15 protein-coding genes are annotated in these 16,296 nt (G+C 47.6%); 4 read left to right on the top strand and 11 right to left on the bottom strand.

Annotation, left to right across the window (positions count from 1 at the left end; all coding sequences use genetic code 11):
- Positions 1-197: 197 nt before the first annotated feature.
- Genes QP860_RS08680 through QP860_RS08670 form a run of 3 tightly spaced genes read right to left on the bottom strand, consistent with a single transcriptional unit; the run spans position 198 to position 3,653 of the window.
- Positions 198-1,418 carry an ABC transporter permease gene (locus QP860_RS08680; protein WP_284912576.1) on the bottom strand — a complete coding sequence of 407 codons (1,221 nt, stop codon included), beginning with the start codon at positions 1,416-1,418 and terminating at the stop codon, positions 198-200.
- Positions 1,419-2,210 carry an ABC transporter ATP-binding protein gene (locus tag QP860_RS08675; protein ID WP_070617217.1) on the bottom strand — a complete coding sequence of 264 codons (792 nt, stop codon included), beginning with the start codon at positions 2,208-2,210 and terminating at the stop codon, positions 1,419-1,421.
- 12 nt (positions 2,211-2,222) lie between these two features.
- Positions 2,223-3,653 carry a biotin/lipoyl-binding protein gene (locus QP860_RS08670; protein WP_070617219.1) on the bottom strand — a complete coding sequence of 477 codons (1,431 nt, stop codon included), beginning with the start codon at positions 3,651-3,653 and terminating at the stop codon, positions 2,223-2,225.
- Positions 3,654-3,822: 169 nt separating this feature from the next.
- Between QP860_RS08670 and QP860_RS08665 the strand changes: the two genes are divergently transcribed.
- From QP860_RS08665 to QP860_RS08650, 4 genes are all read left to right on the top strand, one after another.
- Complete coding sequence (locus QP860_RS08665; RefSeq protein WP_067974425.1) at positions 3,823-4,074, top strand: DUF896 domain-containing protein; 252 nt, start codon at positions 3,823-3,825, stop codon at positions 4,072-4,074.
- A gap of 723 nt (positions 4,075-4,797) precedes the next feature.
- Positions 4,798-6,174, top strand: a complete 1,377-nt coding sequence (locus QP860_RS08660) for an MFS transporter (protein WP_083294313.1) — start codon at positions 4,798-4,800, stop codon at positions 6,172-6,174.
- Between the two features lie 442 nt (positions 6,175-6,616).
- On the top strand, positions 6,617-7,996 hold the full coding sequence (locus QP860_RS08655; protein ID WP_210382785.1) for an MFS transporter: 1,380 nt from the start codon (positions 6,617-6,619) through the stop codon (positions 7,994-7,996).
- Between the two features lie 230 nt (positions 7,997-8,226).
- On the top strand, positions 8,227-9,105 hold the full coding sequence (locus tag QP860_RS08650; protein WP_070817320.1) for a MetQ/NlpA family ABC transporter substrate-binding protein: 879 nt from the start codon (positions 8,227-8,229) through the stop codon (positions 9,103-9,105).
- Positions 9,106-9,192: 87 nt separating this feature from the next.
- Here the strand turns inward: QP860_RS08650 and QP860_RS08645 are convergent, their stop codons facing one another.
- From QP860_RS08645 to cshA, 8 genes are all read right to left on the bottom strand, one after another.
- The gene (locus QP860_RS08645) at positions 9,193-9,699 is read right to left on the bottom strand and encodes a QueT transporter family protein (RefSeq protein WP_284912574.1); all 507 of its coding nucleotides are present in this window, start codon (positions 9,697-9,699) and stop codon (positions 9,193-9,195) included.
- A 382-nt stretch (positions 9,700-10,081) separates the two neighbouring features.
- Positions 10,082-10,708 (bottom strand): DUF2179 domain-containing protein, encoded by a 627-nt coding sequence (locus tag QP860_RS08640; protein WP_070617228.1) that lies wholly within the window; start codon positions 10,706-10,708, stop codon positions 10,082-10,084.
- 9 nt (positions 10,709-10,717) lie between these two features.
- Positions 10,718-11,380, bottom strand: a complete 663-nt coding sequence (locus tag QP860_RS08635; protein ID WP_070617230.1) for an ABC transporter permease — start codon at positions 11,378-11,380, stop codon at positions 10,718-10,720.
- A 1-nt stretch (position 11,381) separates the two neighbouring features.
- Positions 11,382-12,344 (bottom strand): osmoprotectant ABC transporter substrate-binding protein, encoded by a 963-nt coding sequence (locus QP860_RS08630; RefSeq protein ID WP_284912572.1) that lies wholly within the window; start codon positions 12,342-12,344, stop codon positions 11,382-11,384.
- Positions 12,337-12,984 carry an ABC transporter permease gene (locus QP860_RS08625; RefSeq protein ID WP_284912570.1) on the bottom strand — a complete coding sequence of 216 codons (648 nt, stop codon included), beginning with the start codon at positions 12,982-12,984 and terminating at the stop codon, positions 12,337-12,339. Before QP860_RS08625 ends, QP860_RS08630 begins: the two co-directional genes overlap by 8 nt.
- The gene (locus QP860_RS08620) at positions 12,984-14,126 is read right to left on the bottom strand and encodes an ABC transporter ATP-binding protein (RefSeq protein WP_070617235.1); all 1,143 of its coding nucleotides are present in this window, start codon (positions 14,124-14,126) and stop codon (positions 12,984-12,986) included. The genes QP860_RS08625 and QP860_RS08620 overlap by 1 nt, the downstream gene beginning before the upstream one ends.
- A 193-nt stretch (positions 14,127-14,319) precedes the next feature.
- Positions 14,320-14,697, bottom strand: coding sequence for a holo-ACP synthase (gene acpS, locus QP860_RS08615; RefSeq protein WP_070617237.1), 378 nt, complete (start codon positions 14,695-14,697; stop codon positions 14,320-14,322).
- A 12-nt stretch (positions 14,698-14,709) separates the two neighbouring features.
- Positions 14,710-16,194 (bottom strand): degradosome RNA helicase CshA, encoded by a 1,485-nt coding sequence (gene cshA, locus QP860_RS08610; RefSeq protein ID WP_070617238.1) that lies wholly within the window; start codon positions 16,192-16,194, stop codon positions 14,710-14,712.
- Positions 16,195-16,296: the final 102 nt, after the last annotated feature.

Raw genomic sequence — 16,296 nt, 5'->3', positions numbered from 1 at the left:
GAAACGATCGGCTGAGAGCCGCTCTTATTCCTTTTGCCTCCAGTCATCCCTTTCTAACCGCCTTTGCTCACACCCTATCCAGTCGGGTTCGCAAGAGCAGCTTTAGAGTGCTTTCGCAAGTTGGAAACGTGCAAGCAGGGCTTGCCCTTATTCCAGCTTACTCCAAGCATCCAAAGCTAAGCGCTCTTGCTCACACCCTACCTTAAAATATCAACGACGTTCTTCTGGGCGGCGGCCCGGGCTGGGAAGACGCTGAAGACGATACCGATGAGGACAGAGATTAGTACGGCTAATAAGGCGGTGCCGAAGTCGACGGAGGCGCCGAAGGGTAGGAAGCTGGCGATGAGGTGGGCCAGGAGGATACCGAGGATGTAACCGACCACCCCTCCGACTGTAGTGATGGCAATGCCTTCAAAGAGGAATTGTTTTTGGATATTGGACTGGGTGGCTCCGAGTGAGCGGCGGATACCGATTTCTTGGGTCCGTTCAGAGACTGAAATATACATCATATTCATGACCCCAACCCCTGCAATCAAGAGGGAAATTCCGGCAACAGCCGAGATGAAGTAGGTCACCATATTCAATGTATCCCCGACTCCTTCCAGCATCTTAGACATATCGAAGAACATGTACTGGCCCTTCTGCATCTTGCTGCCTTCTGAATTCAGCTTATCGACAATGTCATCCATAATCTTCTTGGAGTCAACCCCCTCCTCAAAATAAACCTTGAGGGACAGGCTGCCACGATCAATCAGATTATAGATCTCCATGGTCTTCGCTGGCATCTTGATTTCAGGTCCAGTGCTGATCGAGAAGGCGCCAACGCTCTCATTCGTGGCTGGTCCCTGACTGTCAAAGACACCCACAATCGTAAAGTTCTTACCATTAATGTTGAGATTCTTATCCACAGCTTCCTTTGCCTGACCAAAATATTTTTCAGCCAAGTTCTGACTGATGAGAACATTACGAGCATAACTTTCTGAATCACTTGGATTCAAATTACGGCCAGCGACCAAGTTATCAGATGTTTCCTTAAAAGGCCGGACCGGTTGGGACTTGGTCTCTTTGCCTATTTTAACCGTCACATTGGTCGGCATACCATTGTCTTCATCGTCAACCTTGGCCTCGCTGACCCCCTCGAAATCTTCGACCAATTGGATATCTTGTGGGGTGTAGACCTTGGTCTTCGAGGCATCGAAGTTCTGATCAGTCGGTTGGAAGAGTAAATTCTGGCTCACCCGGCCTTCCTTATCATCCGTCAGGGAATCCATCGTTTCTTTTTGAAAACCATTCCCTAGGCTCATGATGGTAATAACCGCGGCAATCCCGATGACAATACCAATCATGGTCAGGAAGGTCCGACGTCCGTTCATCCGCATGGTCGCCAGGGATGACTTTAATATTTCGCTAAAACGCATCTAGTCCCCTCCTTCCGCTGGAACGCCGCCTGCCATTAATTGTTCGTAGGCTTGGGGCATGATGATATCTGTTCCATCTGAATGAATAGCCCCATCCACAATAGTAATGTGGCGGTCCGCATATTCCTGGAGGGTCGGATCGTGGGTGACCATCAGGATGGTTACCCCTTCCTGGCGGTGGAGAGAAGAAATGATATCCATAATCATCCGCGAGGTCTTGGTATCCAAGGCCCCGGTCGGTTCATCCGCGATGATAAATTTGGGTCGGTTAACCAGGGCACGAGCAATGGCCACCCGCTGGCGCTGACCACCCGATAACTCATAGGGTTTGGACTTGCCCTTGTCTCCTAAACCTACCCGTTCCAAGGCTTCTTGGACCCGTTCATGGGTCTGTCCGGTGCTCAAGCCACTATAGAGCAGGGGCAGCCGAACGTTATCGGCGACCGTCATATTTTGGATTAAGTTAAAGCTCTGGAAGATAAAGCCCACATAGCTATTGCGCAAATGCGAGACTTCCTGGTCCGTCCGCTGCTTAAGCGGCTCATTATGAAAGAGATAGGAGCCTTCGAATTGGTTATCCAAAAAACCAATCACATTAATCAAAGTGGACTTCCCCGATCCAGAGGGCCCCATGACGGTAATAAATTCCCCGTCATAGACGGATAAGTTCACATCTTTCAGGACATGGACACGGTTCTCTCCTTCGCCGTAATACTTGTTGATATTTTTGAGTTCAAATAAAGGCTCGGCCTGGTCTAATGCCTGGCCAAGGTTGGATTGTTCAATTACCATGGCCCCTGCCTCCTAGTTTTTACTTTCTGCTTCAGCTTTGTCTGCTGATTCAGCCAATTCAATTTCTTGGCCATCTTGGAGGCCTTCAGGATTCTTAATGATCTCGTCACCTGCCTTGATATTCTTGGTTACCACTTCTTGGCGGCCTTGCTTGGCAGTCGTGACTTCGACTTTTTTAACCTTGCCATCGCGGTAGACAAAGACATAAGACTTACCCTTGTCCTCTATAATGGCTTCTTTAGGGAGGACAAAGCCAGGTAATTTGAAGTGAACTTTAGTGCTAAAGCCTGGTTGGATCTTGTCTTTAGCTTTAACAGTGAACGGATATTGACTCTCGCCTCCTTGCCCAGCAGCCTGTGCAGCCTGACCGGCCATAGCAGCACCTGCATCTCCACCAAGACTTGGGGCTTCGCCAGGAGCTGCTGGCAAGTTTTCATAGCTAATGATTTCACCCGTTGTCTTTTGGCCACTAGCTGGAACAGTCAGGTCTACCTTGCGTCCATCCTTGAGCAAGTAGAAGTCATACTCGCCAACGGTCCCAGTCACAGAAATGTCGTCACTGATAATCCGCACCAGAGGCACAGTCGAATCTGTAATCCCCTTGGCGTCATAGATGACCTTACCGCTCGTCCGCGCCTTGACCTGGTTATCAGTCTGGGCTTGGGCCCGGTTGAGCTGGATCTCCAAGTCTTCAATCTGTTGGTTGAGCTGGCGAACTTGTTCATCCACACCAGCTTGACCACCAGCCGCCGGAAGATCTCCCATGCCACCTGCTTGGCCTCCTGTTTCTAGACCAGATGGCACTGTTTCTCCCGCTTCAGGCCCTGCTTGACCCGCTAGTCCCGGACTCGCTACAGCCTGGTCACTACCTGCACCTGGGATAGCTGCTTGGCCAGCTTGACCACTAACAGCTGGTGGACAATTCGGGTCACTTGCAGCTGGCGCTTGTCCCTCACTGACGCCAGCACCTGATAAGTTCACGGGTGTCGCAACATAGGCTCCAAGGCCCGAAACTAAGGGACTAGCTACGAGGGCTTGGTTGACACTGGCCACGGGACTGGCTGCCTGGTTCTGCAGGCGGTTGCGCTGGTCATAGAGGCGGTTAAGTTGACGCTTGGTATCGTCAATCTTATACTGGGCCTCAGCTTGTTGGTAGGAGAAAAGAACATCGCCCTTGTTAACCCGCTGGCCATCAGCAACATTCACAATACCCAAGTCTCCTTTTTCACGGCTATAGTAATAGGCATCGTCGGTCTTCAACTTCGCCTTCCCATCAACTGTCACCGGTTCCTGTTCCGTTACCTTAACCGTTTCATAGCTCGTATCGCTTCCTTCCTCACCGAAGTTAGCCGCATAAAAGACATTATAAGCAAGCACACCGAGGACTAAGACCGCAGCTAAGCCGCCAGCTAGTCCCCACCAAAGTTTTTTTGAATGGATCATGTTTTCCCCTCATCTTCTTAATTATTTTTCTTTTTTTATTCTACCATATTAAGGGCTTAAGTTTTACCAAATTTTGCTAAAGGCACGAAAATCCCCTTGAAGCAAAAGAATTGCATTTTCAGACAGGAGCCAGTATATTGGAAGAAAGTCTACACAAGGAGGTTTAAGCATGGACGAATTACTACCACGTATCAACGAATTAGCCAAAAAGAAAAAAGAAGGCACGCTTACCAAAGAAGAAGCAGCCGAACAAGAAAAATTACGGAGCCAATACCTCAAGCAATTCCGGGAAAATTTCCGGTCTGTCCTCATGAACACCAAGGTGGTCGATCCTGAAGGGACCGATGTCACCCCACAAAAACTAAAAGACGCCCAAGCCAAACGCCGGGGCGAGCAAAACGATCAATCAGGATCCAAATAAAAGTTTGCTAGAAACTAGGACAAGTTAGCAGAAATAAGTCTTTTCACTAGAAGAGAGTGTGACAAAAGTCGATCAGGCCTGACTTTTGGAGCAGTTTTTTGAAAAATGTTTGCTATTTAAAAGGAGGCCGGAACTTTTGTCCCAGCCTCCTTCATGACTTGTATATATTTTTATCTAAAGTCGGGATTTAATCTCGGCTTTTTTAATAATAAAAAACATCTTTGCCAAAGCTGGCAAAGATGAAAAAGGAAAAAACAAAAATGAAAGGATGATGCAATCTTTCGACTGCTCAATAAAAATTATAGCACAAGCCGTTCCAAAATGAAAGGGCTTTTTTAAAAGCGCTTTCTATTTTATTTTCCCTGTCTCCTCCCCTCATAAAAGACAATAATGTTCTCATTTGATGATAATTTTATAAGCTAGCTGACCCGAAAAGATAGCGATATGCCCCTCTTTTCCTCTTTCCTTGCAAGAAAACTGAACGGGAAATGTTTTTTCCATATTTTTTTACCTAAAAGGGCTTTCATTTACTTAGTAAATTTTATATAATACTCTTACTGGCAATTAGCTAGTTCTATTTATTGATTTTTATCTATTAATGATAGCGCTTAAGCAACTGAGAAGGAGGCAGTTTTTACTTAGGAAAATATTATTATTCTTATGCACTTGCCATTATTTATTCTCTAAGTGTATAAACTTGTTATGAAGAAAGGAATTATAAAAATGAATACAAATGCTAAACCATTTGGCATGCGTGATAAGCTGGGGTACATGTTCGGGGACTTAGCCAACGACATGACCTTTATCTTACAAAGTATGTTCCTGATGGTCTTTTATACGGAAGTTTGGGGAATTAACCCAACAACAGTCGGGAACTTATTCCTAGCCGCTCGCTTCGTTGATGCCATCACAGATGTGACCATGGGACGGATTGTTGACGTCTCCAAGCCAACCAGCGAAGGGAAGTTCAAACCCTGGATTCGCCGGATTGCTATTCCTGTAACCCTAGCCAGCTTTATGATGTACCAAACAGGACTCCAAGACATGTCCATGACCTTCAAGATTGTTTATATGTACATCACTTACCTACTTTGGGGATCTTTCACTTATACGGCCATTAACATTCCTTATGGCTCTATGGCATCTGCCATTACATCTGATCCCGACCACCGGGCTAGCCTGTCTACCTTCCGGACCATTGGCGCAACCATTGCCCAATTAGCTATCGGTGCAATTGTGCCCCTCATGATTTACGAAAACAACATCGTTAAGACAGACGCTACCTTCACCATCCTAGCTGGGGTGTTCTCAGTATTGGGACTTATCTTCTACTTCTTCTGCTACCGCATGACAACTGAGCGGGTAGAGATTCCTTCCGATCCTGATAGCTCACTAATGGGAACCTTACGTACATTCGGTAAGGTACTGAAGAGCCGTTCACTCTGGGGCATTATCTTTGCCGCCCTCTTCCTCATCTTTGCCCAATTAGGCATCGGCCAAATGAACAACTACCTCTTTGCCAATTACTTTGAAAATGCTGACATGTTAGCTACAGTTAACGTGATCTATCCATTATCCATCTTGCTCTTAGGTGCACCGATTGCGCCAGCTCTTGCTAAAGCCTTAGGGAAACGCGAAGTTGGTATTCTCGGCGTTTCAATCGGTTCCGCCGCCTTCGCTGTTCTTTATTTCATGCACACTGAAAGTATGTGGACCTATATCGTGATTTCAACTATTGGTTACCTAGGCTTTGGTATCTTCAATGCCATTATCTGGGCCATTATCACTGACGTTATCGATGATATCGAAGTCCAAACCCGCACCCGGGACGACGGTACGGTTTACGCCTTCTATTCCTTCGCCCGTAAGATTGGTCAAGCTTTTGCCGGTGCCAGCGCAGGTTGGATTTTAGGCTTTATCGGTTACCAATCAGGAGCAGAAGTTCAAACAGCGGAAGTTATTGATAAACTATATAGCGCCGCAACCTCTATTCCTGCGATTGCCTTCTTGTTATCTGCTCTATCCTTATTAATCATTTACCCATTAAGCAAGAAACGCGTAGAAAACAACTCAGCAATCCTAGCTGAACGCCGCGGTTAAAACTCCTTAGTTAAATAAGCAGCTATTCAATAGATAAGAGCACCTTCATTATGGAGGTGCTTTTTTATTCCAGGGTGTGAGGGCGCGCGGGTAGAAGTGAACCTCTGGAGCAAAAGATGCAAGTTCTAGCCCTGGTCAATAGCTTATATTTTGTAAGCGCTAATCCTCCCCTCCTCGATCAATGGTGCCGTTTCCAAACAATTCGAACAATATTGTATATCGATTGATTTTTCACAAATATATTTTGTAAGCCTTACCATAACTGTCTTTTTAGCATTAAATAAATGTGAAACAACTCTTTAAATTGCATCTTATACCCTGACAATTCTCAGAATTTGTTGCCAATTTCACATGTTTGATCAAAATCCCTTTTCAAAGCTATTATTTTCTCTTATAATGACAAATGCTTTAATTTTATTTTTGTTTTAAAGGAGGAATTATTGTGGCAGAAAGAACAGCCACCAAGCCGTTCGGAATGTCCGACAAACTGGGCTACATGTTTGGGGACTTCGGGAACGACTTTACATTTATTCTTTCATCAATGTTCTTGATGAAATTCTACACTGACGTTATGGGGGTATCCAGTGGGATCGTCGGCGGGATTATGGCCGGTGCCCGGATTGTGGACGCCTTCACAGATATGACCATGGGACAGATTGTTGACCGGACGAAACCGACTCCAGTAGGTAAATTCTTACCTTGGATCCGCCGCATGGCTGGGCCCGTTGCTCTAGCTTCCTTCCTTATGTATGCGAGCTGGTTCCAGGATATGCCTATGTGGTTTAAGATCGGATGGATGATCTTCACATACATCTTATGGGGATCTGTCTTCTATACTTCCATCAATATTCCTTTTGGTTCGATGGCTTCAGCCATTTCCGCAGATCCTAAGCACCGGGCTGAACTATCCACCTGGCGAACCATTGGCGCTACCCTAGCCCAAACCTTCATCGGGGTTGTCCTCCCACTCGTGGTTTACTACAACGATCCTAGTGGCGCCCAAGTACTTTCAGGGACCCGGATGGCAATTGCTGCAGCTGTGTGTTCAATTCTGGCAGTCATCTGCTATGCTCTCTGCTACAAGCTGACAACTGAACGGGTGAAAATCGAACAGAAAACCGAGCGTTTCGACTTCATTGATATGGTCCATCAACTGGCCTCTAACAAGGCTTTGATTGGTATTGTCATTTCTTCCATCTGCCTACTGCTCACCCAATTAACCTTAAGCGCCATGCTTCCATACGTCTTCCCTAACTATTTCGGGAATACCCAAGCCCAAGCCGCCGCAACCTTTGTTGGTTCAGCAGCAACCCTGATCTTATCCACCTTTGTGGTCCAACTCTCCAGCAAATTAGGCCGTAAAGAATTGGGCATCTACGCTGCTCTCTTTACCGCTGCGGTATTGCTTCTGGCCTTTTTCTTACAAATTTCAAATGCCTGGGTCTTTGTTGTCTTCTATGGTTTAGCCTATTCTGGGATCGGCTGCTTCATGCTGATTACCTGGGCCATGATCACTGATGTTATCGACCAAACCGAAGTGGAAACCCATGAACGGTCAGACGGTATGATCTACTCCGTTTATTCCTTCGCCCGTAAGATGGGTCAAGCTGCCTCATCTGGTCTCGCCGGTTGGTTACTGACCCTCGTCGGCTATTCTGCAGCCACAGCCTTCGAGCCTGAGGTTACCCAGGGCATCTACAACATCACCTGCCTAGCCCCAGCTATTGGTGCGATTTTACTCGCCCTTTCTCTCTACTTCCTCTATCCATTGAATAAGAAGCGTGTCGAAGAGAATGCTGCAATCTTAGCCAACCGCCGCTAAAATATCTGATAAGCAAAAACTGCGCCAGTCAGTGCGCAGTTTTTTTTGCTTATTATGATACATATTTTGTACTTTTTAAGAAACAAAATTTGTTCTATTTTTTGATACAGCTTGATTTTATCCCCTTTTAGCTGGGTCACTACTATCGATTGTTCCTTTTAAGCTTGAAGGGACCTGTGAAAGGGCTTAAACTAGAGACAATAAATCTACAGACAGAAAGGTCGATTGTGATGAAAAGAAGCAAGGCTTTGGTCTTAGGCCTAGCCGTTCTGGCCCTCTTTTTAGGAGCGTGTGGCCAACAAGGGAAAACTGCTGAAAGTGAGCATAAGAAGGTCAGTTTAGCTGTCTCCAACCAGCTCAGCCAGGAAGTCTGGCAGGATACAGCCCGACGACTCAAGGAGAAGGAGGGAATCGATTTAGAGGTCAAGCTCATTTCAGACTGGGTGCAACCTAATATGGCTGTTGCCGAAAATGACATCGACCTCAATGTCTTCCAATACATCCCCTTCCTCGCCGAATTCAACCAATCCCATAATACTGACCTAGTCCCCATTGGTTATTCTTATATCCCACCGATCGGCATCTACACTGCCAATCCCGACATCCAGTCAGTTGAAGACGTGCCTCAAAACGCTAAATTCACCATCCCAGATGACCCTGTCAACTTAGACCACAGCCTCCAGGAAATCGAGCGTGCCGGCTTAATTAAGCTTAAAGATAGTCAAGGGCAAAAGACCCTGGATGACATTGCCGAAAACCCTAAGAATATTCAATTTATCCTGATGAAGGGAGACGGGATCGCCCGCAGCCTGGAAGATGCTGATCTAATGATTACAGGGGCTTCCATCGCTCAAGATGCCGGTATCAGCCAGGACCAAGCTATCTATGTGGAAGATCCTAAAAACACGCCTAATATCTACAAGGTCTGCATTGTCGCCCAACGCGACCGGGCCGATGACCCCATCCTAGAAAAGGTTGTTAATGAATTCCAAAGCCAAGACACGGCAGACTTCATCAAAACTGTTTCCAATGGCACCTATGTCCCCGCCTGGTCAGACCATGACCAAGCCAGCAAGGACTACGATGCCTTTGTCCAAAGCAAAAAATAAGACATTCCTCAAGCCTGCGCAAACTTGCCTCGCGCAGCATCAACCATAAAGAAAAGACACGCCTAGCCAGCGTGTCTTTCTTTATTTTTAATGGTTAAACATTTTAGCAAGATATAATCGTTTGTTGATCAAATAGATCAGAGGAGCGGTTAAAGCTAGGATAATCACTTCACTGACAAAGAGAGAAGCGTAGGTCGCCCAGAAAGGCAATTCAAAGGCCAAGTTCAGCTCAAAAGCGATAATAAAGATCATCATTGAAAAAATCAGAGTCGTTGCGGCGAGTCTCTGCTTATCTGTCTTCAGGTAACGATAGACCCAGTCGCACAGTAAGAAACTAAGCAAGGTATGGGCAGTCCCAAAGACAATATCATACCAACCCAGGCCCGTCATAAAGCCATAGAAATTTGACAAGAAAACGCCCAGAACGACACCCCACTTGTAGTTCTTATGGTAAACATTCAAGTGGTTGAGCCCTTCCGACACACGAAATTGGATCGGCCCATAAGCGAATTGCGGGGCCACAAAATACAAGGCGACATAAAGCGCAGCGATTAAGGCATTAACCACCAGGGCTTGATTGTGTTTACTTTGCATAAAAATTCCTCCCATAGTTTTTTTATGTTGGCGGGTTTCGAACAACACAGAACTTATCATAGCGAAATTATGCCCCTTTGACAAGACCAAGGGTGTGAGACTTGCTTAGATTTGAATGAATGGAGCTCAAACGGATAAGAGCGGCTTCAGCCGAACGTTCCGATTGGGGGAAGTCACTTCAAGTCTGCAACTGCGACCCCAACTACAAAGATCGTGGCTTGCTGACTGCTAACACCTAATAACAGTCTGCGTGTCTGGCTTACTAAACTTTATGCCACATTCAAGACTTCCGAATGAGCCTTGCAAGCTCGACTAACTAGTCTCACTTCACCACAAAAAAACCAGAGCTGCTCAGAAGCCTTCTCTGGTTTTTATCATATGCTTATAGCTTATTTATCTCATCATTAACGAACTCGTCTTCACTCACCCGCTCTGTCCGAGGATCCAGGGGTTCTTGGTCTTCCAGAGCCTCATGGGCACGTTGGACGCGCAGCTTGGTCACCCGCTTGGTCCAGAAACCACCGTGGATATACTTGGCATCATAAGAGATATAGAAGGCCCGGTCGTCAATTTCTTCAATGGTCCGGCAGAGTTTCCGCTCAGTTGACCGGGGCGTCAGAATAGTGAGGATTAAGCGATCCCCGTCCCGGCCGTAGCCCGACTGGACCGTCACCCCATAGCCGCGGTTCCGCAATTCCTCAGCCAGGGCATGGTTGTCACTGGCAATGAAGATCTGGATCACAGCATAACCGAGGGCAATCTTATCCTCTAAGAGCATCCCGCAATAAATCCCCACCCCAAAACCTAGGGCATAAGCGAAAAGATAAGCCGGCTGGTCCAGGTACTGCATGACCATAGACAGACCGATCGCATAGATAGTAATCTCAATCACCGCCAAGAAGGAGGCCGGGAAACGATAGCCTCTCATCGAGAGCAAGAGGCGCATGGTATTTAGCATGATATAAACTAAGTTAATACTAAATATTTTAATTAATAAATGATAGTCCACAGCATTCTCCTATCTTTGGCTAGGGTCTAAACTTTTTTCGATCCGACCTAAGCCCCAATCGGCAACAATCGACATGAGAGCAATGGGGATGACAGCAGCGAGGATAATACTCGTGCCGTCTGAGGCATTGACCCCGCGGAAAAGGATATCACCCAGACCCCCTGCCCCAACGAAGGTCCCGATGGTGGCAATCCCAATCCCTGTAATAAAGGCGTTGCGGACGCCCCCCATGATCACCGACATAGCCAAGGGAAGCTCGACCTTATAGACAATCTGGAGCTTGGTCATCCCCATACCGATCCCAACGTCAATAATATCGGCGTCCACATTGCGGACCCCCGTATAGGTATTGCGGAGAATGGGGAGGAGGGAATAAAGGAAAATGGTTAAGACCACCAAGTTGCTCCCTAATCCCATAGCCAGCATCAGAACGGACAGCATAGCTAGTGAGGGCACGGTTTGGATGAGATTGGCCAAACCAAGTACCCAATCTGCCAAGCGATGGTGGCGGGCAATATAGAAGCCAAGTGGGATGGCGACCAAGCACGCAAAAAGAACACCGTAGATGGCCATCAAGAAATGTTGGCCGAACTGTCCCACCACATAGCTCAGGTTTTCCTGGTAGTAGACGCTCAGCTGTTCTAATAGACTTAATTGTGTCATATCGGTCATCTTAGTCACCCCCCACAGTATCTTCAATCGGCTTTAATTCAGGTGCCTTGTCTTCAAAATAATTATGGGCCTTCAACCAGTCATCAGCAACCACTTTGGGTTCCAAGAGGTAGTTATCTGCCCGGTAGTTTAATTTCTGCATGGTTTCTTCAGTGATGGTCCCTTCTAACTTATGTAAGACCTTGTCTAGTTCAGGATGGACCTCTAGGATATGGTAGGTTGCAACAGGACTGGCATCATAGGGTGGGAAGAGCTGTTTATCGTCTTCCAAAACTTTTAAGTCTTCGGAAATAATCCGCCCATCCGTTGAATAACCCAAGATGACATCCACTTCATCATTGGCTACCGCTGAATAGGTCAAGCCAATCGACATAGGTAGCGTCTGGCCAAAATCAAAGCCATAAATCCGCTTGAAGTCTTCATAACCGTCCCCTTCCCGGCTCAACCAGGAAGAGTCCACCCCTGCCTTTAGATCAGGCGCATATTGGGCCAGGTCAGAAACTTTTTCCAGTCCTAATTCTTCAGCCTTGTCCCGGCTCACCATGAAAGCATAGGTATTGGCAAAACCGTAAGTAGGATACCATTTCTGGTCGAATTCGCGGTCGAAGCCCTTAACTACTGTTTCTGCAGCTTTTTCAGGGTCAGTGATGGCTTCCATCCCCAATTCCCCAGTTACCGAGGTTCCGGTATAGCGGACCGCTGAAACGTTAGCATCATCCTTCATCAGGGCTTGGTGGTTGAGGGAAGAGGAGCCGAGGTTAGAGATCACCTTGGTTGGCACGTCGATATAGTGGTTGGACATGCCTTCCACAATATAGGCGAGGATCTGCATCTCGGTCGACATACCGCCCGTAATAACAATCTCATCCTCAGAAGTCGAAGCCCCGAGTCCAGGTAGGCTACAGGCTGCTAATAGGAATAGACTCAGCCCCAGGGTGAAGGCTGTCTTTAAGAATTTACGCATCTTCACCAGCTCCTTTCGAGGTCGTTTGGGGTTGGGTTAGTTTTTCCAGATAATTCATCAAAAGGTCTGCCAAAACCGCAATCAGGGTGACCGGAATCGCTCCCCCAATAATCAGGTCTGGCTTGTAGAGGTTGAGGCCGTTAAAGATCATTTCACCAAGGCCCCCACCGCCAATATAGGCCGCCAGAGTGGCCCAGGCAATCACATAGACCGTTGACAAACGAATCCCTGCCATAATCACCGGCATGGCGAGAGGGAGCTGGACACCCTTAATAACCTGCCAGGCCGTCAAGCCCATCCCCTTGGCAGCATCCAAGAGATCTGGGTCAACCGAGGTCATCCCCAGATAGGTATTGCGGAGGATGGGCAGGAGGGAATAGATAAAGAGAGCCACAATGGAGGGCAAACGTCCCACCCCAAAAATAGGAATCATCAAGGCCAAGAGCGCCAGGGTAGGAATGGTTTGGAGGACGCCGACCACACTGATGACGCCCCCTGCGATCTTAGGGTGCTGGGAGAGAAGAATCCCCAAAGGCACCGCAATCAAGATCCCCAAGGCTAGAGAAACCACCGACAAGAGCAGGTGTTGAAGGGTCAAATTAATGAGTTCTTGGCCGTTTTCAGCTAGGAAGTTTGCCATTAGATCTCAACTCCTTCAATCGCTTTCGTCTCGCCCCAGATTACTTCATAGACAATATTGACCAGGTTAGACCGGGTCACAATCCCCGTCAATTGTCCTTCACGGTTAACAACCGCCACGTTTTGCACCTTGGCTTTCAGGATGCGCTGGATGGTATCTTGGACGAGGGCATCTTCTTGGACGCCCCGACGTCTGACCATTTCATCACTCACGCTAGCTTCCATATCTCTGGCATTCATAATATTTTCAATGCTGATCTGCCCCTTGAGCCGCTTGCGGTCATCCACCACGAAGAGGCTGTCCACATGGCTGTCCCGCATGAGAGTCAAGGCATCACTGAGCGACTGGCCCATGCTGATGGACAGGGGTTTGTCATTCATGACATCCTTGACTTGGATATACTGGGTCTTGGCTTCAAAGAGCCGGTCTTCGCCCAGGAAGCTCTTCACATAATCATCTGCTGGATGGCGCAAGATTTCCTCTGGGGTGTCGTACTGGAGTAAGTTCCCCTTGTCCCAGATGGCGATACGGTCAGCCAGATTCAAGGCCTCGTCCATATCATGGGTCACGAAGATGAAGGTATTGTGATATTCCCGCTGTAATTCCTTAACTAATTCTTGCAGGGCATCCCGGGTGATTGGGTCTAAGGCCCCAAAAGGCTCATCCATCAAGACGATCTTCGGATTAGCCACCAAGGCACGGATAACGCCGATCCGCTGCTGCTGGCCACCGGATAATTCACTCGGATAGCGGTCCAGATAGTCGAGGGGAAGTTCTACCCGCTTCATCAACTTCTCCGCTTCCGTCCGACAGCGGTCTTCGTCCCATTTCAAGAGCCGGGGGACAGTCACAATATTTTCATAGACAGTCATGTGGGGCATGAGCCCAATACGCTGGATCACATAGCCGATCTTGCGCCGCATATCGACTGCATTCATGGAAGTGGTCGCCTGACCATCAATAAGGATCTCCCCCTCGGATGGATCGTGCATACGGTTGATCATCCGCAGAGCCGTCGTCTTCCCACTCCCTGAGGTGCCGATAAAGCAGACAAACTCTCCGTCTTGGATGGTCAAATTCGCATCTTTTAAGGCGTGGACATTGCCTGGGTATACCTTACTGACATTCTTAAATTCAATCATAATTTCGGTCCCTTCCGTTTTTTCTTAAGTTTATTGTAACAAACTAAGCAGCAAAAGCGACTAATCAGGCCGAGTCCAGCTTAATTGTTGGTTTTAGTATTTATAATTAAAAATAAAATAACGCATCGAAGCCTTTTCAGCTAAGGCTTTCGATACGTTATTTTTCAATCTTTACGATAAACAATTATTGTTTTTAATTAAGTTCAGGTCTTCGGTCTTCAATGACCACATAAGCACTGGCATAATGGGCAGTATGGGTAATCGAGAGATGGATAGCGTAAGGAATCTTAAGACAAAAGAGCTGGGGCTGACCGCTTTTATTTGACAAAATAGCCATGTCCTGGAAAGAAAGTTCTTTACAGATACCCGTCCCCCAAGCCTTGGCACAGGCCTCCTTGGCTGCCCAGCGCCCCGCTAGAAATTCCGCCTGGCGCTGAGAAGAAGTGAAGGCTTGGTAGACCGCGCTTTCCTCTTCTGTTAGAACCCGCTGAATGAAGCGGTCGCCCTGTTTAGCACAAGCCTGGTCAATCCGCTTGATTTCAACTAAATCCGTGCCAATTCCAATAATCATACAGCTTGCCTCCTAGCGAATATCAAAGGAGACTTTCTTCCGTGAGCCCCGCTTCTTGCCTTTTGGATGGTCCTTGGAGCCTTGGTAGGACTTCTTCTTACCCTTCTTATCGTGTTGTTGGTAAGACCGCTTATGATTGCCTCGCTTCGCCCCCTTGCGCTTGCGTCCGCCCGACTTCTTGCGCGGAGTCCGTTCCGGTGTAATCCGAACCTCAACCTCATTAGGATCCTTGGTTAAACTGCTGAGGACTGCTAGGGCCAATTGGTCCGTACTGTAGTGGGCGGAGAGGTAGTCGATGGCTTCTTGGTAGTAAGAAGGATCGGCCTCTTCGGTCAGCTTTTTAACCTCTTCTAAGGCCTGGTTGATCCGCCCGCTGAAAGCTTCCTTAGCCGATGGTGGACGCAGGGGCATCATTTTCTTCTTGGTTAGGTCTTCGATGGTTCTTAAGTAACCTAATTCATTTGGGCCAACAAAGGTAACTGAAACCCCCTGGCGGCCTGCCCGACCCGTCCGACCAATGCGGTGGACATAGCTATCGGGGTCCAAGGGAATATCAAAGTTATAGACATGGGTCACATTAGAAATATCCAAGCCCCGGGCTGCCACGTCTGTTGCCACTAAGATATCCAGCTTCTCATCTTTAAATTGTCGGAGCAACATGGACCGCTTGTCTTGATTCAAGTCCCCGTGGAGGCCTTCTGCTGTATAGCCGCGCTCAATTAGGGCACGCGAAATTTCATCCACCCGACGCTTGGTCCGTGCGAAGACAATGGCTAGGACAGGATCTTGGACATCAATGAAGCGGGTCAAGACATCGAACTTCTCACTCTCCCGACAGCGAGTAAAGTATTGGTCGATTAGGTCGGCCGTCATCTCTTGGGCCTTGATCTTCACCTGGATCGGATCCTGCATAAATTGCTCCCCAATACGTTGGATGGCCTTGGGCATGGTCGCCGAGAAGAGCAGAGTTTGCCGGTCGGCTGGCGTCTTAGCAATAATCGCTTCAATGTCATCAATAAAGCCCATATTAAGCATCTCATCCGCCTCATCGAGAACCAGGGTCTGAATGTGGGACAAGTCTAACTTCCCGCGACGAATCAAGTCAAGCAAACGACCAGGCGTCCCCACGATCACTTGCCGTTTCTTCTCCAACTGGCGTAATTGCCGTTGGATCGAGCTACCGCCGTAAACTGTCAGGCATTGGACCCGTTTCTCTTCACCTAATTGGTAGAGTTCTTGCCCGGTTTGGATAGCCAATTCCCGGGTTGGCGAGATAACCAAGGCTTGAACTTCCTTAGCATAGGGATCAATCTTCTCTAAGAGGGGAAGGCCAAAAGCGGCCGTCTTCCCCGTCCCCGTCTGTGCCTGGCCCAGGACATCCCGTCCTTTTAAGGCATAGGGAATCGTTTCTGATTGAATAGGTGTGGCTTCTTCAAAGCCCATCTTATCGACAGCTTTTAATAATTGCGGGCTCAAGCCCATTTCTGTAAATTTCATTCCATTCCTCCGTATTTCATTCTTAAGGATTATATTTGTAGGAGTCATTCTACTCCTTTAGTAAAAAAACAGCCGACCAGTCGACTGTTTTCTTTGGGCAGC

The sequence above is a fragment of the Aerococcus sp. UMB1112A genome, from assembly GCF_030230715.1.
Lineage (GTDB): Bacteria > Bacillota > Bacilli > Lactobacillales > Aerococcaceae > Aerococcus.
The sequence above is the reverse complement of the archived record's forward strand: the minus strand, read 5'-3'. Positions and strand labels throughout refer to the sequence as shown.

Bases quoted from the DNA above. Each gene is read 5' to 3' on its own strand.
- QP860_RS08680 (WP_284912576.1), bottom strand. From the start codon at position 1,418: ATGCGTTTTAGCGAAATATTAAAGTCATCCCTGGCGACCATGCGGATG.
- QP860_RS08675 (WP_070617217.1), bottom strand. From the start codon at position 2,210: ATGGTAATTGAACAATCCAACCTTGGCCAGGCATTAGACCAGGCCGAG.
- QP860_RS08670 (WP_070617219.1), bottom strand. From the start codon at position 3,653: ATGATCCATTCAAAAAAACTTTGGTGGGGACTAGCTGGCGGCTTAGCT.
- QP860_RS08665 (WP_067974425.1), top strand. From the start codon at position 3,823: ATGGACGAATTACTACCACGTATCAACGAATTAGCCAAAAAGAAAAAA.
- QP860_RS08660 (WP_083294313.1), top strand. From the start codon at position 4,798: ATGAATACAAATGCTAAACCATTTGGCATGCGTGATAAGCTGGGGTAC.
- QP860_RS08650 (WP_070817320.1), top strand. From the start codon at position 8,227: ATGAAAAGAAGCAAGGCTTTGGTCTTAGGCCTAGCCGTTCTGGCCCTC.
- QP860_RS08645 (WP_284912574.1), bottom strand. From the start codon at position 9,699: ATGCAAAGTAAACACAATCAAGCCCTGGTGGTTAATGCCTTAATCGCT.
- QP860_RS08635 (WP_070617230.1), bottom strand. From the start codon at position 11,380: ATGACCGATATGACACAATTAAGTCTATTAGAACAGCTGAGCGTCTAC.
- QP860_RS08630 (WP_284912572.1), bottom strand. From the start codon at position 12,344: ATGCGTAAATTCTTAAAGACAGCCTTCACCCTGGGGCTGAGTCTATTC.
- QP860_RS08625 (WP_284912570.1), bottom strand. From the start codon at position 12,984: ATGGCAAACTTCCTAGCTGAAAACGGCCAAGAACTCATTAATTTGACC.
- QP860_RS08620 (WP_070617235.1), bottom strand. From the start codon at position 14,126: ATGATTGAATTTAAGAATGTCAGTAAGGTATACCCAGGCAATGTCCAC.
- acpS (WP_070617237.1), bottom strand. From the start codon at position 14,697: ATGATTATTGGAATTGGCACGGATTTAGTTGAAATCAAGCGGATTGAC.
- cshA (WP_070617238.1), bottom strand. From the start codon at position 16,194: ATGAAATTTACAGAAATGGGCTTGAGCCCGCAATTATTAAAAGCTGTC.